This window comes from Rhizobium jaguaris, assembly GCF_003627755.1.
GTDB lineage: Bacteria > Pseudomonadota > Alphaproteobacteria > Rhizobiales > Rhizobiaceae > Rhizobium > Rhizobium jaguaris.
Map to the genome: position 1 here is coordinate 581661 of NZ_CP032695.1, position 22222 is coordinate 603882.

Annotated in this window: 20 protein-coding genes and 1 pseudogene; 1 reads left to right on the plus strand and 20 read right to left on the minus strand. The window is 60.0% G+C overall.

The features are described 5' to 3' along the window. Positions 1-94 precede the first annotated feature (94 nt). From CCGE525_RS39100 to CCGE525_RS24895, 7 genes are all read right to left on the minus strand, one after another. Positions 95-1693 carry a bifunctional AfsR/SARP family transcriptional regulator/alpha/beta hydrolase gene (locus tag CCGE525_RS39100; RefSeq protein WP_245472285.1) on the minus strand — a complete coding sequence of 533 codons (1599 nt, stop codon included), beginning with the start codon at positions 1691-1693 and terminating at the stop codon, positions 95-97. A 127-nt stretch (positions 1694-1820) separates the two neighbouring features. After that, entirely contained in the window at positions 1821-2723 is a 903-nt protein-coding gene (locus tag CCGE525_RS24870) for a metallophosphoesterase family protein (RefSeq protein WP_162950292.1), read from the minus strand. Positions 2724-2758: 35 nt separating this feature from the next. Further along, a complete protein-coding gene (locus CCGE525_RS24875) occupies positions 2759-3583 on the minus strand; it encodes a class I SAM-dependent methyltransferase (RefSeq protein WP_120707026.1) in 825 nt (274 codons plus the stop codon). Further along, positions 3580-4839 (minus strand): ABC transporter substrate-binding protein, encoded by a 1260-nt coding sequence (locus CCGE525_RS24880; protein WP_120707027.1) that lies wholly within the window; start codon positions 4837-4839, stop codon positions 3580-3582. The genes CCGE525_RS24875 and CCGE525_RS24880 overlap by 4 nt, the downstream gene beginning before the upstream one ends. Before the next feature lie 19 nt (positions 4840-4858). Further along, positions 4859-5695, minus strand: coding sequence for a carbohydrate ABC transporter permease (locus tag CCGE525_RS24885; protein ID WP_120707028.1), 837 nt, complete (start codon positions 5693-5695; stop codon positions 4859-4861). Further along, positions 5692-6567 (minus strand): carbohydrate ABC transporter permease, encoded by an 876-nt coding sequence (locus tag CCGE525_RS24890; protein ID WP_245472356.1) that lies wholly within the window; start codon positions 6565-6567, stop codon positions 5692-5694. Before CCGE525_RS24890 ends, CCGE525_RS24885 begins: the two co-directional genes overlap by 4 nt. Positions 6568-6638: 71 nt before the next feature. Further along, positions 6639-7802 (minus strand): ABC transporter ATP-binding protein, encoded by a 1164-nt coding sequence (locus tag CCGE525_RS24895; RefSeq protein ID WP_120707030.1) that lies wholly within the window; start codon positions 7800-7802, stop codon positions 6639-6641. A 177-nt stretch (positions 7803-7979) separates the two neighbouring features. Here CCGE525_RS24895 and phnF point away from each other — a divergent pair, with 177 nt between their 5' ends. Further along, a complete protein-coding gene (gene phnF, locus CCGE525_RS24900; RefSeq protein WP_120707031.1) occupies positions 7980-8723 on the plus strand; it encodes a phosphonate metabolism transcriptional regulator PhnF in 744 nt (247 codons plus the stop codon). Positions 8724-8801: 78 nt separating this feature from the next. On the opposite strand, the gene CCGE525_RS24905 is transcribed toward phnF, so the two are convergent. The 13 genes and pseudogenes from CCGE525_RS24905 to CCGE525_RS24960 form a co-directional block, all read right to left on the minus strand. Then, the gene (locus CCGE525_RS24905; RefSeq protein ID WP_120707032.1) at positions 8802-10184 is read right to left on the minus strand and encodes an aldehyde dehydrogenase family protein; all 1383 of its coding nucleotides are present in this window, start codon (positions 10182-10184) and stop codon (positions 8802-8804) included. Further along, a complete protein-coding gene (locus CCGE525_RS24910) occupies positions 10181-11833 on the minus strand; it encodes an acetolactate synthase large subunit (RefSeq protein WP_120707033.1) in 1653 nt (550 codons plus the stop codon). The genes CCGE525_RS24905 and CCGE525_RS24910 overlap by 4 nt, the downstream gene beginning before the upstream one ends. A gap of 439 nt (positions 11834-12272) precedes the next feature. Continuing rightward, on the minus strand, positions 12273-13301 hold the full coding sequence (locus tag CCGE525_RS24915; RefSeq protein WP_120703055.1) for an IS110 family RNA-guided transposase: 1029 nt from the start codon (positions 13299-13301) through the stop codon (positions 12273-12275). Between the two features lie 147 nt (positions 13302-13448). Continuing rightward, entirely contained in the window at positions 13449-13622 is a 174-nt protein-coding gene (locus CCGE525_RS38415) for a hypothetical protein (protein WP_162950293.1), read from the minus strand. A gap of 24 nt (positions 13623-13646) precedes the next feature. After that, the gene (locus tag CCGE525_RS24920; RefSeq protein ID WP_120707034.1) at positions 13647-14432 is read right to left on the minus strand and encodes an amino acid ABC transporter ATP-binding protein; all 786 of its coding nucleotides are present in this window, start codon (positions 14430-14432) and stop codon (positions 13647-13649) included. Between the two features lie 4 nt (positions 14433-14436). Next, positions 14437-14754 (minus strand): annotated as a pseudogene (locus tag CCGE525_RS24925) (amino acid ABC transporter permease); the annotation flags it as partial. Positions 14755-14807: 53 nt separating this feature from the next. Further along, positions 14808-15797: an IS5 family transposase gene (locus tag CCGE525_RS24930; RefSeq protein WP_120707036.1), complete on the minus strand. Its 990-nt coding sequence runs from the start codon at positions 15795-15797 to the stop codon at positions 14808-14810. Between the two features lie 407 nt (positions 15798-16204). Further along, positions 16205-16936, minus strand: a complete 732-nt coding sequence (locus CCGE525_RS24935; protein ID WP_120708608.1) for a 2'-5' RNA ligase family protein — start codon at positions 16934-16936, stop codon at positions 16205-16207. Between the two features lie 156 nt (positions 16937-17092). Then, positions 17093-17866, minus strand: a complete 774-nt coding sequence (locus CCGE525_RS24940) for a hypothetical protein (RefSeq protein ID WP_120707037.1) — start codon at positions 17864-17866, stop codon at positions 17093-17095. 125 nt (positions 17867-17991) lie between these two features. After that, complete coding sequence (locus tag CCGE525_RS38785; RefSeq protein ID WP_245472286.1) at positions 17992-18840, minus strand: hypothetical protein; 849 nt, start codon at positions 18838-18840, stop codon at positions 17992-17994. 81 nt (positions 18841-18921) lie between these two features. Next, positions 18922-19986, minus strand: coding sequence for an HAD family hydrolase (locus CCGE525_RS24950; RefSeq protein ID WP_425375914.1), 1065 nt, complete (start codon positions 19984-19986; stop codon positions 18922-18924). Positions 19987-20234: 248 nt separating this feature from the next. Continuing rightward, the gene (locus CCGE525_RS24955) at positions 20235-21875 is read right to left on the minus strand and encodes an arylsulfatase (protein ID WP_425375915.1); all 1641 of its coding nucleotides are present in this window, start codon (positions 21873-21875) and stop codon (positions 20235-20237) included. Positions 21876-21960: 85 nt separating this feature from the next. Next, on the minus strand, positions 21961-22203 hold the full coding sequence (locus tag CCGE525_RS24960; protein WP_120707038.1) for a hypothetical protein: 243 nt from the start codon (positions 22201-22203) through the stop codon (positions 21961-21963). Between the last annotated feature and the right edge of the window lie 19 nt (positions 22204-22222).

The window sequence follows — 22222 nt, forward strand, 5'->3', positions numbered from 1 at the left end:
AGCAAGAAGCACGCTATTTTGCCTGCGTGAGAAAGAGTGTGGGGGCAATCGTTGAAAATGCCGGCCCAATCGTTGAAAGAGCGCAGCCAACAGGTCAAGGCATTCTAACCTGCGGCTCCGCCGTTTCGGCGACGAACCGCCTTACTTCACGAATAAACTGCTCAAAGGCGGGCTCGCTGGAGAGAAGAATGTGATTGGCGCTATCGAGATCGACAAATCGAGCGCCAGGGATTCCGGCTGCAAACTCCCTTCCAGACTGGAAGGGAACGACAGCGTCTTTCCTGGCATGCAAGACGAGCGTTGGAACCGTCACCTGCGACAGGACGTCTGAAACGTCGATTTCCCCGAATGCTTCGTGCAGGCGACCCGCGTTGCCAGGCGACACCGAAATGCGCTGCAGTTCGTCAAACCAATCCATCTGCACCTGGTCCGCCCCTGGGATGAACATTGCTGTGAAGAGATGCCGAAACACCGGATTGTTCTGTCCCCAGCCTTCCCGGATCAGTGCGGTCATCGCCTCGTGCGTGGCTACTTCATGGCTGTCGCTTCGCTTCCTCCAGCCCTTTACAAATCCTCCGTATAGGACAAGCCCTGAAAGCCGTTCAGGATGTCGGACGGCATAGGCAACAGAGACGGCGCAGCTTTGCGATACGCCCAGAAGTGTGAATCGGTCGAGGCCGGCCGCGTCGACCACGCTCTCCAGGTCTGCGATCATCGCCGCAAACGACAGATCCTCGGCAACCCAGTCCGAGAGACCGGTGCCACGTTCGTCGTAGCGTATGAGCATCGTTTTTTCCGAAAGGGCGTCGATCCAATGCCTCCACACTGGACTTTCCCAATCATATTGGAGATGCGACATCCAGTGTGCGGCTCGCACGATCGGTGATCCGTGTCCACGCACCGCATAGGCAATCGTCACCTGGTCCGCGGTCTTGCAGAAGCGAATTTCGTGCGATCTCTTGCCGGGCGCCACGGGCAGCAAAGGGGCAAACGCCCGAGAGTTAGGACCTGATTCTAGTGCGAAAGGTCCAGGTGGCTGATATGGAGCATCGCGACCAGACTGCATCGGTTTGGTCGCGGAATTTGACGACTCCGGCCACTGCTCGGGCAGACCGACGTCGGCTATTTCTTCGATAAGTCTGTCGAGCACCATGGAATGAGCCTGCACACGCTCGGGATTGTCGCGAAGGCGTCGGATGAGGGTGCGCAGGATCGCCGTGTGCAGCCGAAACGCTCTGTCCCGGTGATATAGCCGCCACGCTTCAAAGTTTGGGCAGTGCGGCAGGCTGAGGCCTTCGAGAAATTCACCGCGAAATATCGTCGCCAGCGACTCCAGTGTCGACGTATCCAAGGCGTCGAGGTCCGCGGGTCGAAGGGAGACTATGCCCTTGAAGTCCACGCTGACCGTCTGGGGGCTGAGAAGAACGGAATTGTGGTCCGCATGCAGACGTTCATGACCTTCCGTGTTCACGATTGGCCTGATTTTGTGGAGGCTCCACCTTAAGGAAGCTCGAGGATCATCCGGAATTTCCCAGAACATCCTGCAAAGGTGGTCGCGACGCTGGGGTCTTCCGATGACGGCCAAATAACCAAGAAGGGCACGGGTTTTCTTCGACTTTGGCAGGGGCAACAGCCGTCCCTGCTGTCTGACGTTGAGTTCGCCCAATACCTCTATTGTCAGTTGGTCGACCATGATGCACCGACTTGACGGTAGTCTTCAGGCAACAGCTTAGAACAATGCAGTTCAAGATGAAATCAGCGCCGTTGCGAGCATTCCACGCTTGGTATCTGGCGACCGAATGGATGAGCTGAGCCCGGTTTCATTCGTCTCCGGCAAGAATGAGGCCACGCAGGGGTTCCGTGTGGTAACGAGCATGAAAGCTCTCCGGCGCCCGCATCCAGTTTCCGACGTCGATGTTGAGGAAACGGTCCGGCTCGACGAAAGCATGGACATGCCCGTCACCTGAGAGCGTGTGAACCAAATAGCCGGCTCGGCGAATACCGTGAACGGGATACTGCAAGCCGTCCCGATCAATGACGAAGGCTGTCGAAGGCGCCCAGATCTGTTGGAGATTTTGCCAAGTCGCGGTCTTGTAGTCATGGATGTGGCCGCTGCATACCAGCGCATCGCTGGCCGGCGACAGAGCGTCCCTCAGCCGGTTCCGGTGTTCGGGGTAAAGCGCGCTCTGGCTGAGCACAGTTTCGTCCGGCGTGCCCATATAGAGCGGCTTGTGCTTGAAGACCATCAGACGGCGGCCGGCCGCGCTGGCGGCGGCCTCCTCGACCATGACCTGCTGTTGTGCTTCCCCCTCGAGGCCGCTTCCCGGCAGCATCGAATTGAGGCCGACCAGCCGCCAGTGGCTGCCGATGTCGCGCGTCCAGAAATCCGGCCCGAAATGGCGGAGGTAAGCTTCGCGGCGGGCGGTGGTGATCACCGTTTCGCCGCCGCGCACGTCCGGCAGGCTGTTGCCGATATCGTGGTTGCCCGGCACGAAGGCGATAGGACCGCGGATGCGCTTAAATTGTCGGGCGGCGAAGGCGAGCTCGGCCTCGAATTGCGCCCCTTCCATCGACATATCGCCGGTGCAGACGACGAGATCGTAAGTCTCGGCGGCGAGCAGCTCCACCAGCACTTCCCAATTGTGCTGGAAGAAGGGGCGGCGGCGGCCGAGATGAGGATCGGATATCTGGATGATGCGGAACTGATCGGAAGAGTTTTGCATGCGAAGGCCTATTTGTTGGCGAAAGGAGGATGCACTCAGGCGGCCGGATCGTCGGCCCGCGTCGCGGTGACGACCCTGGTGACGTAGTCGATCGGCAGGATACCGTTCTGCGAATGGGTTCGGATCAGCTGTGTCAGCCTTTCGAGATAGGCCGCCTCGCCGATCGTCGCGATGGCGCGCTGAGTGATCGTCGAGGAGAGGCTGAAGCTGATGAAATCCTTTTCCGACAGGGCGGTTCGCCATTCGAAATCCCGCGTCGCGACGGATGATGACCGTTCATACACGTAAAGCTCCGCAGCGACGTCGAGCGCCCGATATTGCCCGTCAAAGGCGGGGAAGGTGCCGCGCCGGTAGCCGTTCACTGCGGTTTCGTGCAGGTTCTCGTAGGCGGCTAGCCATTCGCTGTGCCACCACCGGCGGATGTTCTGCAGGACGACCAGGCGGCCGCCGGGGCAAAGGCATCGGAAGGCCTCTGCGTAGAAGACCGGTCGATCGAACCAGTGAACAGCGGTCGCGGCGGTGATCACCGCTGCGGCCCCATCGGAAAAGGGAAGTTTTTCGGCCGAACCGGCTATAAAGGTTATGTTGCCGATATCGGCCGATGCGGATTGTGCCATGCGCCGCATGTCGGCGCTCGGCTCGATCCCGACCGTCTCGGCCTGTGGCAGGAGGCGGGCAATCTGGCGGGTGAAGATGCCTGTTCCGGCACCCACGTCGACGACCAGGCCGGACAAGCCGCCGAGGTCTGCGATAGCCGCATCCGGATAGCTTGGGCGTGCTTCGTTGTAGCTGATTGCCAGCCCATCATAGGGGCTGGCGGTGACGGCCGAATCCGCCGTGTTGTTATCGATTGAAGTCATTGCAGCAGGGCCTGTACGTCATGGGTGATCGCCGGAGCGGTTTCCGAAGCTGTCTTCTTGCCAGTCACGATCGCTTCGAGATGTCCCTTGATGACATCGATGATCTTCAGACCGTTCGGCCCGGGAAAGGCATACCAGCCGGTGAGGACCGGGATCTGCTTGATGCTGGTCTGATAGTTCGGCTGGCTCTTGTAGAAGTCGCCAAGCAGATCAGGCGTGTTTATGGCGATGTTGTTGCTCGGCAGGTAGCCCGTATGGCGAGCCATGATTGTCTGGCCAATCGGGCCGGTGGCGAACTTGATGTATTTCCAGGCCGTCTTCTGCTTTTCCGCATCCTTCGTCAGCATCAACGCGGCATTGCCGCCAGCCGGCAGACGACCGTCAGCGGACGGCAGAGGAAAAGGGTAGGTGCGGAACTTGAAATTCTGGCCGACCGCGGCCGTTGCCTTGCCGAGGTTGGAGCTGGAGTCGGCGAAGATCGCGATCTTGCCGGCTGCAAAAGCGGGGCGCGCCTGGGCGGAGGGGAGGTTGGGCATGCTGGCCTTGGCGAAGCTCTCCACCGTTTCCAGCGCCTTAATGCCGGCCGGGCCGTCGAGCGCAGCTGTCTTTTCGTCGGCGCTCAACATCTGGCCGCCATAGCTGAAGTCGAGGCTCTGGAACATCCAGTTTCCGGTGATGTCCCACTGGAAATAGAAGCCGGTCACGCCGTTTGCCGGATTGTCGAGCCGCTTGCCGAGCGCCACCATGTCGGCCCAGTTCGTCGGAAATTGCTCGGGATCGACATTAGCCGCCTTCAGAAGATCGAGGTTGACGTAGACGAGCGGTGTCGAGACCGCGAACGGAATGGCGTAATAGCGATCCTTGAGCGTACCGATGCGCAGCATGCCAGCATCGTAGCCGAGCTTGTCGGCGCCGCCGTCAGCCTCGATGAAGGAGTTGAGCGGCACGGCCAGATCACGATCCACCAGGCTGCGGATCAGGTTCTGGCCCTGAAAGACGACGTCAGGCAGATCGCCGATGAGCGCGCCGCGCAGCAGGCTCTGGGTTGCGGTCTCATAGCTGTCGGCCGGAGCGAGGAAACTGATCTTGATGCCGGGATTTTCCGCTTCGAAGCGGGTCTTGATCTCCTCGTGAGCTTCGGCCGTTGTGCGGTCATTGGCATAGAGGACGTTGATCGTGGTGTCCGCCGCCCGCGCGGCACCGGCGGTCAGGCCGAGCAAACCGGCTAGCGCAAGGGATTTGACGAGAGATTGCATGAATGAACTCCGTGCTGATCTACTTGAGGGAGGAGGAAGCAAGCCCTTCGATGAACCATCGCTGGGCGAGAACGAAGGCGAGGAGAAGCGGCAGGATGATAAGCACCGCGCCGGCCATGAGCGGGCCGAAATCAGAACCGGCCTCAACGCTTCGGAAGGCTGCAGCGCCGAGGGAGGGTGGCATGAGATCCTTGCTCTTGATAACGATTGACGGCCAGAAGAGGTCGTTCCAGTGGGCAACGACAGAGAAGATGGAAAATGCAATGGTTGCCGGCAGCGCCATCGGGACCATGATGCGCCAGACGATCGCCAGTTCGGAAAGCCCGTCGAGCCGCGCAGCCTGGACAATATCGTCGGGGATCGACTTGAACGACTGGCGAAACAGGAAGATGCCGAAGGGCGAGATGATGAAGGGCAGGATCAGGGCGGCATAAGTGTTCAGGATGCCGAGCTTGTAGCAGAGAATGAAAAGCGGTAGCGCCAGCACTTGATGCGGCAACAGCAGGCCGACGAGAACCAATGCTAAGAGCAGATTTCGCCCGGGGAACTTCAGCTTGGCGAGCGCATAGGCGCAAGGCGCACAGAAGAGGATCTGCAGGGCGAGGATGGCAAAGCAGACGATTGCGCCGTTCACCATGAAGCGCGCGAGCGGCGCAGTGCTGAGCGCCTTGCTGTAGTTTTCGTAGGCATCCCAATGCTGCGGAATAAGCGCGAAGGGCGAGCCGAAGATCTCGTTCGGCGGCTTTACCGACAGGCTTACCATCCAGATGAAGGGAATGAGAGCGAAGAGCGTGGTCGGCAGCAGAGCTGCGTGCCGACCAAGGCCGATGCCGAGGCGGAATGGGGAGACGGTCATGAATAGTGGACCTTTCTATCCATCACGCGCGCCTGAAAGAGCGTCAGCGAGACGACGATCACCAGGAAGACGATCGTGACGGCGGCGCCGTAGCCTGTGCGCAGATACTCAAAACTTTCGCGGTACAGCGTGTAGAGCAGCACGTCGGAGGAATGGCGCGGTCCGCCCTGCGTGAGGATCTGCACCGTATCGAAGACCCGGAAGGCGTTGAGCGCCACGACGATCACCACGAACATCGTCGTCGGGCCGAGCATCGGTAGTGTGACCGTCCTTAGCCGGTCGAGCCAAAGATCGGCGCCGTCGACACTCGCTGCGTCGTAGAGATCCTTCGGGATGCCCTTGAGGCCAGCCAGAAACAAAACCATGGCGAAGCCCAGATTCTGCCAGATGCCGATGACGGCGAGCGCGGCGAGCACGGTATTCTCGTCCCGCAACCAGTTAGCGGTTGGAAGACCCGCGGCCGCAAAAATATGGTTCACGAGCCCGATTGTCGGATGAAGAAGCGCCTCCCAGGAGATCGCCATCGCCGCCAACATCGCCATGTAGGGCAGGAAATGCACAGCCCGATAGAAGGCCCTGAGGCTCCTGCCGCTTTCGACCAGAAGAGCGACCACCAGGCCGAGGACGACAGTCGCCGGCACGACGATTGACACGTAGATGAGCGTGTTCAAGAACGACACCTGGAAATCCGGGTCGCCGAAGACCTCGCGAAAATTGGCAAGTCCGACGAAGCGCAGGCTCGTCGCGCCGAACTGCCAATCGGTAAGGGCAATGCCGAGCACGGCCAGAACCGGCAGGATGAAGAGGGCAATGAGCGCGACCGTCGCAGGTCCTGCGAGCCAGAAGGCCGCCATCGCCTCGCCTGCCGCCATCGCCCGCGCCGCCGCGCCCGGTCCATCGGTTGACGAAGGGCGCGTCTTCGGCACGGGATCGATTGCGACCGTCATCGCGCATACTCCCTGATCGCATGGGTGCTGGCGCTGGGCCTAACACGCATGCCGGCCGCATCGAAGACGATCATGCGGTCGGCCGGGACTGTCAGCTGCAACGTTTTGCCAAGTACGGCCTCCGAGGCCTGCTCCACAGGCAGGCGGGCGATCAGCAGTTCTTCCACGCCATCCATGTCCAAATGCACGAAGAGGTCGGAGCCCAGATGTTCGACGAGGCGAATGCGCCCGCAGAAGGCGTCCGGCTGGTCGCGTCCGGCAATCTGGAATGCTTCAGGGCGGATGCCGATTGTCAACGTTGTGCCGGGCTGCTGTTCGACGGTCAGCGGCAATAGTGTGCCGGCAGTTTCGACCCTGCCGCGCTCACGCACCGCCGCCTTCAATATGTTGATCTTCGGCGAACCGATAAATTCCGCCACACGGAGGTCCGCCGGGTCGGCATAGATGTCCTGCGGTTTACCCACCTGGAGCAGTTCGCCCTCAAGCATGACCGCGACGCGGTCCGACAATGTCATGGCTTCCGCCTGATCGTGAGTGACATAGATGAAGGTGACGCCCAACCGGGTGTGCAATTCCTTGATCTCGGCGCGCATCTGGACGCGCAGCTTGGCGTCGAGGTTTGAGAGTGGCTCGTCCATCAGGAAGACAGCCGGATCGCGCACCATTGCGCGGCCGACTGCCACCCGCTGCCGCTGCCCGCCGGAGAGCTGCCCCGGCTTGCGGCCGAGCAGGTGGCCGATGCCGAGCGCATCGGCGGTGTCGGCGACGGCGTTTTCGATCTCGGCGCCGGTCCGCCCGGTACCCGGAATAAACCAGCCGATCAGCGGCAGGCGCTGCCAGGCCGAGAGCCTGCGCATTCTGAGCGGCAAGGCCATGTTCGCGGCAACGGTCATATGGGGATAGAGCGCGTAGGACTGGAACACCATGGCGACGTCACGCGCCCCGGGCCGTAGGCCGTCGACATTTCTGCCGCCGATCGACAGGCTTCCGCCGTCCTGGACTTCGAGCCCGGCGAGGATCCTCAGCAGTGTCGACTTTCCGCAACCGCTCGGTCCGAGCAATGTCAGGAATTCCCCGTGCGCGACGTCGAGTGAGACGTCGCGGAGCACAGGCGTCGGGCCGTAACTCTTCGTCAGGTTGGAAAGGCTCAGTTCCGCCATGTCGGGATTGTCCGCAGCTCACTCAAATTTGTCTTGACGACAATCTGTCTAGACAGATTCTGTTTCAGCTTCGTGACAGCGGCGTATAAGATGCGAGCGGCAATTTGGGTGGTTCCGGGTCGTGCCAGGCTTCCATATTATGATGGCGAGTCGACCACAGAATGACGGATACAGGTAATGGCAGCAGAACTCGTGCGACACGAGGGGCAGGACGAGCCGCTCTGGAAACAGATCGAGGCTATTCTTTTGCAAGAGATCAAGGATGGGCGTTTCAGGGGGAATGGGCGACTTCCCTCGGAGTTCGATCTGGCGGCGGAATTCGGTGTCAACCGGCACACGGCCCGCCAAGCAATTGCCGCCCTGGTGCAGCGGGGAGTGCTGTTCAAGCGAAAGGGCGGCGGTTCCTATGTCGTTCCGGAGATGCTGGACTACGCCATCGGCGAGCGAACCCGCTTCAGTACTAACGTCGCCCTACAGGGGCGCGAGCCGGCACATACCCTGCTCGTGGTCGACGAACGTGCCACGCACAAGAAGGCTGCGCAGGCTCTGAACATGGCCGAGGGCGATCCGGCAGTCTACATCTCGCTGATCGGCGAGGCCGACGATATTCCGATCTCGGTGGGTGAAACCTACCTCTCGGCAGCCCGGTTTCCGGGCTTCGGGGCGAAATACCGGGAAACCTATTCGATGACCAAGGCTTTGGCGCATTACGGTGTGTTCGACTACAAGCGCGACGTAACGCGCTGTATTGCCAGGATGCCGTCGCCGGAGGACGTCAAGCATCTGAGGCAGTCGGAATCGTCACCGGTCCTGTTCGTGGAGAGCGTCGACATCGATCTGGAGGGACATCCAATCGTTTATCATGAGACCCGGTATGCCGGCGAACGCGTTCAATTCGTCATCCGGCGTGGAGATCTCTGATGGTTTGCCCGCTCCCACCTCGCTGCTAAACATTGCGCTGAGCAAGGCCCCACCGGGTCGTTGCCGAGCCCAGCACTCTTATCGCCGTAGAACGATCATCTTTTCCTCGGACATATCCTTCATGGTCCAGGGAATGCCTCCGACGCCATAGCCCGACTCCTTGCGGCCGGCGAATGGCATCCAGTCTGTCCTGAACGCCGTATGGTCGTTGATCATGACGGCGGAGGCTTCCAATCTTTGCGCAGCGGTCAGGGCAGGTCCGATATCCCTAGCAAAAACGCTTGCCTGGAAGGACCATCTGACACCGTTTGCCGCTTCGATGGCGGAGCCGAAATCCTCGTAACCATAGACGCAGACCACCGGCCCGAAAACCTCGAGCTGCGAGACCTTCGCCTCGGGCGGCGGGTTCAGCAGGATGGAGGGCTTCAGCGTCGTTTCCGAGAGATGTCCGCCGCCGATCCGGCCTGCCCCGGCAGCAATCGCTTCGTCGATCCATTCGGAGACCCTGTTGGCTTCACGCGGATGGATCAGCGGTCCGACTTCGGTATTTGGAAGCAGCGGATCGCCAACCCGAAGTGCGGCCACACGTGCCGAGAGAACCTCGACAAAGTCATCGAAACGCGCACGGTCCACGAAAATGCGTTGGGTGGAAACGCACACCTGGCCTGCGTGATAATAGGCGCCCTTCGTGATCGGTTCTATGATCGTCCCGATATCCGCGCTGCTATGGATCAGCACTGGAGCTGCTCCGCCGTGTTCAAGTGCACATCGCGTGCCGGGAGGAAGCTTGCTCCGGAGATACCATCCGACTTTCGCCGATCCGATAAAGCTGAGGAATCTAACGCGCGGATCGGTCGCGAGTTTCTCCGCCAGCAGGTTGTCGTCGGTGATGAGCGTCTGACACCAGCGTTCTTCCAGTCCGGCCTCGCGGAAGAGCGCCACGAGATCGAGGCAGCTCAAGGGTGTCGCAGCCGCTGGTTTTATGATGACGGGGCACCCGACCGCTATGGCAGGTGCAATCTGGTGGATGATCAAGTTCAGGGGATGGTTGAATGCGGAAATGGCGGCCACTACACCGATGGGCTCTTTCGTCGTAAACGCCCATCTGCCTTCGCTCGCCGGCGTCAGCCCCATCGGGATCTCTTTGCCGGCGAAGTTCCTCAGCTCGTCGGCGGCGTTGCGGAGACCGTCGGCAGCTCTGGCGACCTCCACAGCCGCATCCGGATAAGGCTTGCCTCCTTCCAGCGCGATCTGCTTGGCGAATGTTTCCGCCCGGGCGTTTAGAAGGTCGGCAACCTTCCGGAGGATGGCGACACGCTCATATGTCTTGAGCCAGCCATCCCGATCCTTGAATGCCGCGGCGGCGGCCGCAAGCTTGGTCGCTAGAGTCGGCGCATCGTCCATCGGTATCTCGCGCGCGGGCGAACGGTCGAAGGCTTGAAATACTGTCAAAGTGCTCATGCTGTCTGCTCCGGCAAAACGGGAAGTCTCTTGCTGAGCTCGTCAACGAGGACGCGCTTATTCTCGGAATAATCGATGGGTACCACGACAAGATGGACCCCGCCTTCCAAGAATGCCTGCTCCAGTGTCGGAACGAAGTGATCGATATGTTCCACGCGGTGGCCCTTGGCCCCATAGGCTTCAGCATATCTTACAAAGTCGGGATTCCCGAAAGTCATGCCGTAGTCCGGGAACTCGTCGACTGCCTGCTTCCAGCGGATCATCCCGTATGCCCCGTCTTCCAGCACCAGAATGACAAGGTTGAGCTTGAGGCGAACCGCGGTCTCGATTTCCTGGCTGTTCATCATGAAGCCTCCATCCCCGCAGACTGCCATTACTCGGCGATGAGGATAGAGGAGAGAGGCCGTCATTGCTGACGGAAGGCCCGCACCCATGGTGGCAAGCGCATTGTCCAGCAGCAGCGTATTCGCAACCTGCGTCCTGTAGTTCCGGGCAAACCAGATCTTATACATGCCGTTGTCGAGCGCCACGATGCCGTCGGGCGGTATGACGGTGCGCACATCATGGACGATCCGCTGCGGTGTGAAACGGTCTTCCTCCGCACGCGCTGCGACCCTTTCCAGGATTCCCGCACGCAGCGGCAGAAGGGCTTTCGCGTTGGGGAGCTGTCCTTCAAGCCTGTCGGCGAGGAGCTTCAGCGAGGGACCGATATCGCCGATGACCTCCGTTTGCGGGAAATAGACCTGCTCCACCGTTGCCGGCTGATATCCGACGTGGACCACCTGAGGACCGGTTTTTCCCATGATGAACGGTGGCTTCTCGATGGTATCGTGGCCGATCGTGACAATGAGGTCCGCCCGCTCGATCGCTTCATGGACGTAATCGCGTTCGGAGAGCGCTGCCGTGCCGATATAGAGTTCAGTACCGCCGGGCACCGTGCCCTTGCCCATTTGGGTGGTGAAATACGGTATCCCGGTCCTGATGACGAAATTGGCCAGATCCGATGTCGAACGCGGGCGGGAGGCGGCTGCGCCGAGCATGATGAGCGGCCGCTTCGCACGCCGGATCAATTCGGCCGCCCTATTGAGCGCGTCCGCATTCGCGACGGGCAGCTCTGCCGGATGAGGCGGCACCATCGGGACAGGCGCGCTTTCCTCGGCGGCGATATCCTCAGGCAGCTCCAGATGGACGGGACCCGGCCGTTCCTCCTGCGCAATCCTGAACGCCTCGCGTACCAGCGTCGGTATGATCGACGGCGAGACGATCTGGCGAGAAAGCTTGGTCAGCGGCTTCATGCTGCCGACGACATCGACGACCTGGAAGCGCGCCTGGCGTGAAGACAGAACGCCCTTTTGCCCGGTGATCATGATCATCGGCATTGCACCCAAGAGAGCGTAGGCAGCGCCTGTCGAGAGATTTAGCGCGCCGGGGCCGAGGGTGGAAATGCACACACCGGGCTTTCCAGTCAGCCGGCCGTAGGTCGCGGCCATGAAAGCGGCGGCCTGCTCGTGCCTGGTCAGTACAAGCTCGATCGAGGACGTCCGGATCGCCTCAACGACGTCGAGGTTTTCTTCTCCGGGAATCCCGAATATGCGTTCGACGCCTTCATTTTCCAATGCGGCGACAAGAAATTCCGATCCTTTGGGCATGTCGATCTCCGAATGGTTTGTCAGCCATCATCCATGCCAGCGCCTGCTGAGCAAGACTTTTATTGGCGGCGCTATTCTCTAGCGGTTGAACCGGGAACTGGCAGCGTTCCGTCTCACGATACGCGACGGCAGGTCGTCCCGGCTAGCCAGGCTCCGTGCTTTGCACTTCTGTGGTTGCCGCCCGTTTTGCAAGAAGTTTCTGACCTTTTGTGCGTGTGATCGAGTGCGGTCTTCTGTCAGGCCTTTCGTTGCGACGCTTCCAAAGGCCGCCGGCCGGTATGGTGATCTGCGGAGCGGGTCCAAATCTTAATTCCGAGCTTGCATGCTCAAAGTGCCAAACTGGTTTTCCCGTCCCGATCGGTTCGATCATGCGCCCATTCTGGTCATTGCCTTCTCACACCCGTCTCCCTGCGTTACTCAGGCATGCTCTGCATGAAGTTCATACAGCCATGCCCGACGCCGGAACTCGATAATTTTCACCCTTCGCCAGCATGGCCCAGATCGCCCGCGCCATCTTGTTTGCGAGAGCGATCGCCACCAGCATGCGCGGCTTTCTTGCCAGCATCCGGGCCAGCCACGAACCGTCAGCAATCCGTTTACGACCCATCCATGTGATGCGCGACATCGCGCCAATGATCAGCAACCTGCGAATGTCGGCCTGCCCAGCTTTGGAAACGCGGCCAAGGCGCTCTTTCCCGCCGGAGGAAAACTGTTTTGGGACAAGACCAAGCCATGCCGCAAAATCACGGCCGCGACGGAAGCTTCTCATTGCCGGCGCGAAGGCTTCAACGGCCATTGCCGTCATCGGGCCGACGCCGGGCATGGTCTGAAGCCGCTGCGCGATATCCGTCTGCTTGGCGACCTCTCCAATTTTCTTTGTCTTATCATCGATCCTGGCGGTCTTCTCCGCAATCTGAGCCAAAAGATCGCGGCACTCTTCCTGGACGAGCTGAGGCAGATCATTGCCTATTTCATCGAGAATGGCCTCGATACGCTTGATATGACTGATCCCCAACGGAACGACATGACCGTATTCGTAGAGCACGGCGCGCAAAGCATTGACCAGTTCGGTGCGCTGATGGACGATGCGCTCGCGTGCGCGGAATAAGATCGCTCGTGCTTGCTGAGCTTCCGTCTTTGGTTCGACAAAGCGCATTTCGGGACGCTGCGCGGCAGTGACAATCGCCTCGGCATCTGCAGCATCATTCTTCTGCCTTTTGACAAAGGGCCGCACATATTGCGGGGCGATTAGCTTGACTGCATGTCCAAGCTTCACCAGCTCGCGCGCCCAGAAATGCGCGCTACCGCACGACTCCATAACCGCGACGCATGGCGGCTGCGCTTCCATAAACCTGAGAAATTGCACGCGGCCAATTTTCTTGCGGAACTTCACTTCCCCCATCATCGATGCCCCGTGAAGCTGAAATACATTTTTTGCCAGATCAATGCCAATCATAGTATCGTACATTCCGCCGTCCTCTCCGCTCGGTGGCCCTAACGAACCACCATCCTGGCACATTGCGATGCCGTTGGGGGAGGGCGGCAACCATCCCATCTTAATTGTAAGAATGCGGCAGTTTGGTTCAGGCTTGGCATTTAATTGTGAGAATCGTGGCTACGGAATTTTCAAATTAAGTGAACGGGTAATGGCCTGATATCGTTGAGTCGCGATTCTCGAAATTAAATGGAAAGTGACATCATGCTCCCCATCCTTCAGCACCTGCGCATTTCCGAAGAATTTGGAAACGCCTTCCAGGACGACAATTGGGGTTGTTGCGGCATTTGCCATGGGTGGTCTCCGTCAGCGGGTGGTTCAGGCGTCGAAGTCTATTGACAGCTGACTGAGGAAAAGCTTCAGCCGCTCGTTCTTTGGCCGGGCGAGCAGCTCGCCGGATGGGCCTTCCTCGACGATGGCCCCCTTGTCCATGAAGATGATCCGGTCCGCGGCACTGCGGGCGAAACCGATCTCGTGCGTCACCAGCACCATCGTCATGCCGGAACCGGCGAGTTCTTTCAGGAAGACCAGGACTTCGTGGACCATCTCGGGGTCAAGGGCCGAGGTCGGCTCGTCAAAAAGGACGAGATCGGGCTCCATGGCCAGCGTGCGAGCGATCGCAACGCGCTGCTTCTGGCCGCCGGAAAGCTCGGAAGGAAAAGCGTCCGCCTTGTCTTCAAGTCCGAACCGACTGAGCAAGGCTCGTGCATCCTGCTCAGCCTTCTGCCGGGAAACGCGATTGACCCGGATCGGTCCCTTGGTGATATTGTCCAACACGGTAAGGTGCGGCCAAAGATTGAACTGCTGAAAGACGAAACCGATCTTCGGCCGGCGGCGGTCGATCTCCCGGGAACTTTGGCGCCGGACCACCCCAGCCATCGTCCGTTCCTTGCCGAGATAGGCGCCGTTCACCTGCACGAAGCCATCGTCCGGTTCGGTAAGATAATTGATGGACCGAAGAAGCGTGCTCTTGCCGCAGCCACTGGGTCCGATGATGCAGATCACCTCGCCCTTGCGGACGTCGAAGCTGACATCGTTAAGCGCCTTCGCCGGACCGAAGGTCTTTGTCAGATTGCGGACTTGTAGGAGGGGCTGCGTCGGCATGGCCTTAAACCTCAATCTTCAGGAATTTGTCTGCGAGGCTCATGCGGCCTCGGCTCGCTCCCTGGCCGGAGGCCGTGCGCTTCTCCACGGTCCGCATGATCTTCGCAAACGCGGCGGTGATGGCCCAGTAGAGCAGTGCGGTGGAAATGAACACCTCGAAGGGCGCGAACGTGTTCCGCTGGACGACGAGGCCCTGATAGGTGATCTCGCCCACCGTTACGACGCTGAGGACAGAGGTCTCCTTGATCACGGAAATGCTCGTGCTCGTTGCCGGAGGCAGAATGAAGCGCAGGGTCTGTGGTGCGACGATGTCCTTCAGGCCGGCGTTGGTGCAGCGATCGCGGTTTGAGCGGAATTCGATCCTTGATAGTGAGGCTATGCTTTAACTGTCCTGCAGCGGACGGATTTCGGGCGTGCACATGCCAACATCCGATTGAGGATGGTGCAGCCGAGGGCGACTTCCGTCTGTTGCGCGCTGAATGAGCGTGCCCGTAGCCGATGTCCTATGATCGACTTGTAGCGGCCGATGGCGGTCTCGATCAGCGACCGCCTGCCATAGCCGCTCGCCGCTTGCCAACGCATTCGGCCGTTCGCTTTGATGGCCGCGATGTGCCGGTCGCGCTGGCTGGTGTTCCCTGCATCGGGGCGCTCGATTGCGTTGGACCGAGGTGGAATGACAACGACCGCACCAGCACTGTGTCTGCCGACTGCCTCATAGGTCGGGTCGCCGTCATAAGCGCCATCGGCGATGAACTGACCGATCGGGTTGTCGATCTGATTAAGCAGCGGTTCGACTTGTGAGGCATCGCCCTCATCCTGGCCGGTCATGACGTGAGCGATGATTTCGCCGCTGTCGGCGTCCAGCGCTAGGTGCAATTTGCGCCAGCCACGGCGCGATCTGGCGCCGTGCTTGTCTTCCAGCCATCGGCCGACTCCATAGACTTCAAGCCCGGTGCTGTCGACAAGGACGTGAACGGCTTGTTTCGCAGCAATGTCTTGGCCCTCTCGCCCGTCAACCGATCGCCATGTCCGAGCCCGCCGGCTCAGCGTGGTGTGGTCGGGCACGGCGAGATCCAATCCTATCAGTTTCAGAACCGAAGCCAGCAGGCCCTCGGTCTGGCGCAGACGCAGGCCGAACACCAGACCCAGTGTCAGCGCCGACTCGATCGCCAGATCCGAATAGCGTGGCTGGCCGCCCCGTGTTGTCCGCTTCGGGGCCTGCCAGGACGAAAGCGCCTCCGGCGTTATCCAAAGCGTCAGGCTGCCACGCCGGCGAAGACCGGCTTCGTATTCCGGCCAGTTCGTCAGCTTGAACTTCATCTTGCCGATACGATAGCGGCGGGTGGAATTGTATTTGAAGGGCATAAGGCCAGCACTGGTCTGTTGCGATCGCTGCCGATTACCCCAGCAGCGATAAAGGATCCGTGCACCAACGCTGTAGCCCTGCTCGCGTCGAATCTCGAAGGCCAGGCGGCGTAACGGCAGGGAAAACAGGACCTCTCAAACCAACCGGAATTCTTGCAACAGAGCCCTTTCAAGATGCGTGGGTATCTCCAGACGTTGTGCAGCATTGTTCCGGAATTATTGAAGCATTGCGGAAAAGCCGACGCCGCGCTTGCTATCGTCATCCAAGAGGCCTAGGTCGCCAATCTGCCCGCCTATCTTGCATTACAATTTGCGGTGGAATGCTTAGGGCTGCTCTTATCGTTGCGGCTCGTTGATTGCCTAGCCTCTCTACTAGTGGCTGGGTGTGTGGTCTCGCCGATCCTGCCTCAGGGCGCCAGTGTCAACGCCTTGAGCTCCTTGCGAGCTGTGCCGAAGGTACCGAGCTGATAGACCGACACTCCGTTCGGGGAGAATGTGAACGACGGGAATGGCTCCGCCATCATCTTATTAAGATAGGTTTCCGTTCCGACCCCGATCGTCACGTGTGGATTGAAGCGCTTGCCCGAAGCGATTTGGGCGAAGTCGGCGACGTACTCGATCAGGTCTTTTTGAATGTCCTTACCGCCCTCCTCACTGAAGAACGCCGCCGGGGTCCCTGTCTTCAAGGTATAGGGCTTAACCGCAGCGAGGAGTTCATCCTGCAGCCGATGAAGGTCTTTACTAGGTTCGACCACGATCCCCGCAAGGCCAACCGGCGGGGACGGGATGTAATAGTATTTGAAAGCATTCAATTTCCATGCGGTTGGCTTTTCTTTGACCATGACCGCGTTCGCCGCAGCATACACCTTGTCGAGATCATCCGTGCGGACGAATTGCTGCAACATAGTAACGTGTGGGTGGTGCGTCTCATCCAGGGCGAAGCCTTTCGGAAAGTTCTTGAGCAGACGAGCGTTGGCGTCCCTCGCGTGTTGGATCATCATCGCGTCTGGTTCGAGCGCAATGTCGATTGCTGTGACTTCCTGGGCGACGGCCGTTTGGGCAAACACGAGCACGACGGCTAACCAGAGGCTGCTGCCAACGCCAATTGCTGCTGTGCTACGCCTTATTGTATGTCTCATGTCCTGTTCCTCCCTTGAGAGGCCATCGCCGCGATGGCCGGCCGGCATAAACGGCGAGTCAATCCACTTGGCGGGCTAATGGGCCTGGCACCATCCCGCGGCCATTACCCAGGTTTCGCCTGCAAATGCCGGCAAACCATCCGCACCATCGAACGCTCAGTAGCAGGCCGCAAACGGCGTATCGACACACGTATTGTCGTAGCGGTCGGCATAATACGGTTCTTGCGCGGATATCGCTGCGCCAGTTACGCCGGGCAAGGCGCTGCGATACCAGGCGCCGTGGTAGACGGGAGCGTGCCAGTAGTGTGCGCTACGCCAGGCAGTCGTCCGGTTGTCGTGACCTTCCTCAGTGGTCGGTCCAGCGCCGAAGCCTCCGCTCGCAACGCCGGTGTAGTCCGAGCGTCCGATACCGCCGCCTCCATATTCGCCGCCAAAATTATCGATGAAGAGGGCGGCAGGGCCGCTCACGCCATCAAGGCTTCCCTCGAGAACAGAAACATCGAATGTGAGAGAGTTGCCGTCCAACTTCGGCGATCTCAGCGTGATCACGGCGTCGGCCACTTTAGAACCGTCGCCTCCGAGCACTGACACGGTGGCATTCGGCGGATTCTTGGCGAAATTGTCCTTTCCCTCATCCCACTGCATGATGAACTGCTCGGTTGCCACATGACCCGCCGCCCGCACCGGGCGATCGGCGAATACGATCGAGTTCGCCGAGACGCCTGTCAACGTTAGCTTGTCGCTGGTCAGCGTGGCACCTGCGGAATTGATGACGGCGAGCGACGGGACCGGCCCGGTGGGCGTAACCACGCCGATCGTTTTCTGCAGGGGAACATGCGGCTTTACATCCGCCTCCTGGGCGAACGCGCCAGCGGCGCAACAGAATGCGCTGGCTACCACAACAAGACAGGAGAGATGTCTGGCAAGCATTGCTGGTCTCCGTTCTTTGAGCGGGCGAAAATGCCGGGATCGTGCGATCTCGGTCGCGCCGCCGTTGAAGCCTATATCCCCGTGCGCCCTCTCTGGCAGTCAGGGACGCAGTCTCTGCCGCATGACTAGCATGGCGGATATGGATAGTAGCCGCACCGGTAACCGTCGTTGTAGTAGTACGGATAGTAGGGGCGTGCGACCGCGGCGCCTACGGCGACCCCGGCAGCTACGCCTGCTGCCACCGGGGCGCCGGTATACCACGCACCATGATAGACAGGGGCGTGCCAGTAATTGTTGCCGTGCCAGGCATATGTATTTCCCGTCCGGTCATTGTGGTACACGGCGGTGTCGCCTACGCGCCCATAACTGCCGGCGAAGTCTCCGCGGTCGCGATCGAAACCGCCACCGCCAAAATCACGGCCGCCAAAACCACCACCAAAGCTGCCCCCGCCAAAATCGTGGCCGCCGAAACCGCCTCCGCCAAAGCCGCCGCCACGATCGATGAAGAGGGCCGCCGGTCCGCTGGATCCGGCGAGGCTCCCCTCAAGGACCGAGACGTCGAAGGTCAGATTACCGCCATCGAGCTTAGGTGTCTTCAGCACCACCACTGCGTCCGCGACCTTCGAGCCATCGCCGCCGAGGACCGATATGGTGGCATTCGGCGGATCGTTGATGAAATTGTCCTTATCCTTGTCCCACTGCATGATGAACTGTTCGGTCGTCACATGACCCGCCGCCCGCACGGGACGATCGGCGAAGACGATCGAATTGGCCGACACACCGGTCATGGTCAGCTTGTCATCCTGCAAGGTAGCCCCCGCGGAGTTGAGAACGAAGAGTGATGGCACAGGTCCTGATGGCTTGACCGTGCCGATCGTCTTCTGCGGCTGTTCCTGCCCGACGACGATTGCCGTGCTGCCGAGGAATGCGGATGCGGCCGATAAACCAACCGCCAAGCAAATTGAAGCCTTCATGTGAGTGGTCCTCCCAGTGGGAACCGCATCGAGACCGATTTCGGCCGTGACGTCGGATCGGACGCGTCGCTCGTTCCCGGTTCATTGTCCGCTGACAACGTCATCCGCGAAGATGCGTTTCCAATCGTTCTTCATGCTGACGACGAGCCAGCCGTCGGCCTTGGCCTCGTCGTAGAGTTTCTGCGTGAACGTGCCGATTTTCGAGTCGGGAAGGCCTTGGGCCGGCCCATAGGCATATTCGCGCACGGCATCGTCGTGGAGCAGCAGCAGGGCGAGCCGCGGCCCGTCGCCGGTCTTGGTGTATTCCAGCATCTGCTCGTCGCCGATCGAGTTGCCGAAGGCAATCAGCGGCCGCCGCCCGATCATCAAGTGAATGCCCTCGGGCTTGCCGGCATTGTTGTCGTTGAGAAGGAGCTTCGGCTGCTTGGTCAGGGTCGGCTTGCCGTTCTTGTCGTGGCCGTAGGTCGTTCCGCCGACGGTTCCCACCACCTGCTCGGGCGGAATTCCATAGGTTCCTTCCGCATAGACGCGCACGAAATCCTGACCGCCGCCCGTGACGATGTAGGTCTTGTAGCCATTGGCGCGCAGGTATTTCAGCACCTCCTGCATCGGCTGGTATGTGAGGTCGGTGTAGGGATGCTTCCAGCGCGGATCCTTGGCGTCCGCCAGCCATTTTTTCACCTCGGCCGTGAACTGGTCGATGGTCATGCCGGTGAGCGTCGCCGCAAGCAGCTTTTCCAGCTCCTTCATCGGCAGCTTGGCAATCGCCTCGCGGTCTCCCGTCAGCACCGTCTTGAAGGGCTCCACCTTCTTGAGTTCGGGCTTTGCGGCCACGAGCGCCGGAACCCGATCCAGACAGTATATGATCTGGCTGTAGATGGGATGCTCTACCCATAGTGTGCCGTCCTGGTCGAAGGTGGCGATCCTTTGCTCCGCCGGCACGAAGGTGGACTTGTTCAGGTCGGTCGTCGCCTTCACGAAGTCGACGATTGCCTGCTTGTTCGTCGAGTCATTCCAGGACGGCAGCGGATCGGCCGAACTGTCTTGCGCTCGCAGCGGTGACAATGTGGCAAGCAATCCGAGACTTAGGGCCATCGCTGCGAACAGAACGTGGCGTCTTGCCGGTTGGCTATCGAGGTAGCGCATTGCAATTCTCCATCTCCACCGAAACGGCATGCCGACCCCAGTGGGGCGTCCTCTCTTACGCGACCGTAAGATGGTCGCTAATGGCTCTGGTAAGGAACGGATATCGTGCTTCGCATAAACACCGCTCCAATCAGAAACAGTGCAGGGCGGCCTTCGCTCGGCTGCCCGAAAGGTCCTCAACGGCCAGACCCCAGCGCGGACGGCTCTGGCAGACCGCCCGCATTGAGGCCCGCATTGAGGATTGGCTATCAGTTGCTCGGACCTTTTGCTGCCGCCTCAGCCTGCGCCATGCGCTGCTGCATCTCGGCCTTGACGGCGTCGAGATTGAAGCTGGCGCCTCGCTGCATCGGCGGAAAATCGATGAAGGTCTGGAGTTCCTTTCCGACCAACTGCTGGACAAATACGAAGCGCCAGAATTGATACTTGAACCAGTCGAAGTATTGCTGGCCGCCTTCTTTCGTTCCGTTGTTGGGCCAACCGGTCCGCTCGAATGGATCGAGCCGCAGATTGGTAATGTATGGCACGTCGGGATGGGTCTTTTCGCCAAGCCAGCCTTGAGGCTGATCGATGAAGCGGAACTTGTAATCGTCGATGCGAACTGCGCCGACCGTGCTCTCGCCAAGGTAGAAGATCTCGTGGCGTGCTGACGGAGCCTTGCCGGTGATAGCCGCCATTTGGTCGTAGCCATCAAGATGGTTCCTATAGGTCCGGTCACCTATGGTCTTGCCTTGCAGCAGTTCGTTGGTGATGTTCGGATTGCCAGCTGCGGCAACAAAGGTCGGCAACCAGTCCAGGCCGGAGAAAATACCGTTCTGAACCGTGTCAGCCGGCACATGACCCGGCCAACGGAGGATGGCAGGGACGCGGAAGCCGCCTTCAAGCACGGTACCCTTTGCCTGGGCGAAGGGCGTCTGCCCTCCGTCGGGCCAGGTAAACACTTCCGTCCCGTTGTCGGTCGTGAACAGGACGATGGTGTTGTCGTCCTCGCCCAAATCCTTGATCTTTTTCATCACGAGCCCGACGTCGTCATCGAGCTGGGCCATGCCGGCTTCCTCTTCCGACCAGCCGTTCTCAGCGTTTCGCATCGCCTCATATTTGGGAGAGAGGTGGGTGACTATGTGCATGCGCGTGGGGTTCAGCCAGACGAAGAAAGGCTTGTTGTCCTTCTTCGCCTTTTCAATGAAGCCTGTGGCGAAGTCGCGGATCTCGTCGTCGACCGTTTCCATGCGCTTGGGATAGAGCGGGCCGGCATCCTCGATCCTTTGCTTGCCGATTTTGCCCCAGCGCGGCATCTCGGTCGGGTCATCCTTGTCGGTCGCCCAGCTATGAACCATGTTGCGCGGCCCAACCACGTTCAACAGATCCTGGGGATAGTTGGGATGCGCCGGGTCCTCCATCGCGTCGAGATGATAAAGGTAGCCGAAGAACTCGTCGAAGCCGTGAACGGTCGGCAGGAACTCGTTCTTGTCACCCAGATGGTTCTTGCCAAACTGGCCGGTGCTGTAGCCCATTGACTTCAAGACGGTTGCGATGGTCACGGCTTCGGCAGGAAGGCCTACCGACGCGCCAGCCTGCCCAACCGTGGTCATGCCGGTTCGGATCGGCAGCTCGCCCGTGATGAAGTTGGCGCGACCCGCCGTGCAACTGGCCTCCGCATAATAGTCCGTGAAGAGCATGCCTTCCTTGGCCATCTGGTCGAGATTTGGGGTACGCCCCGCCATCAGGCCGCGACTATAGGCACCAATGTTCCACATGCCGATATCATCGCCCATAATGACGAGGATATTAGGCTTTAGTTGTTCTTGAGCCTGCACGGGCGCATGGCCGGCAAGCAGGGGCGCGCTGCCACAAAGCAATGCGGCCATCAGAAGATTCTGTCTGATATTCATTGCGGCTTCCCTCCTCGTTGATAATTCATCGCGCGGCGGGCTCGGGCTCACCAAGCGACCGGCAGCGGCGCATTCCCGCTCGCGGCTATGGCTTCGGTTCAGTGGAGAGGTCGAGCATCCGAACGATTTCAGCCTCCAGCTCCGACGCGAAAGCCCCGTATTCCTTCGCCTTCGCATCGCAGTTCGTTGCCTGCCAATGCCGCATCGCTGCCAATGCTTCCTCGTAGTCCGCGCAGACCGCCCGAAATTCCGCGCTTTGAGCAAGGAGCCTGCGTATCGGCAGCTCCCGGTGTGGAAATCGGCTGATAAGGCGGCCCACTATTGACATGGCGCTTGCCTCCGTGATC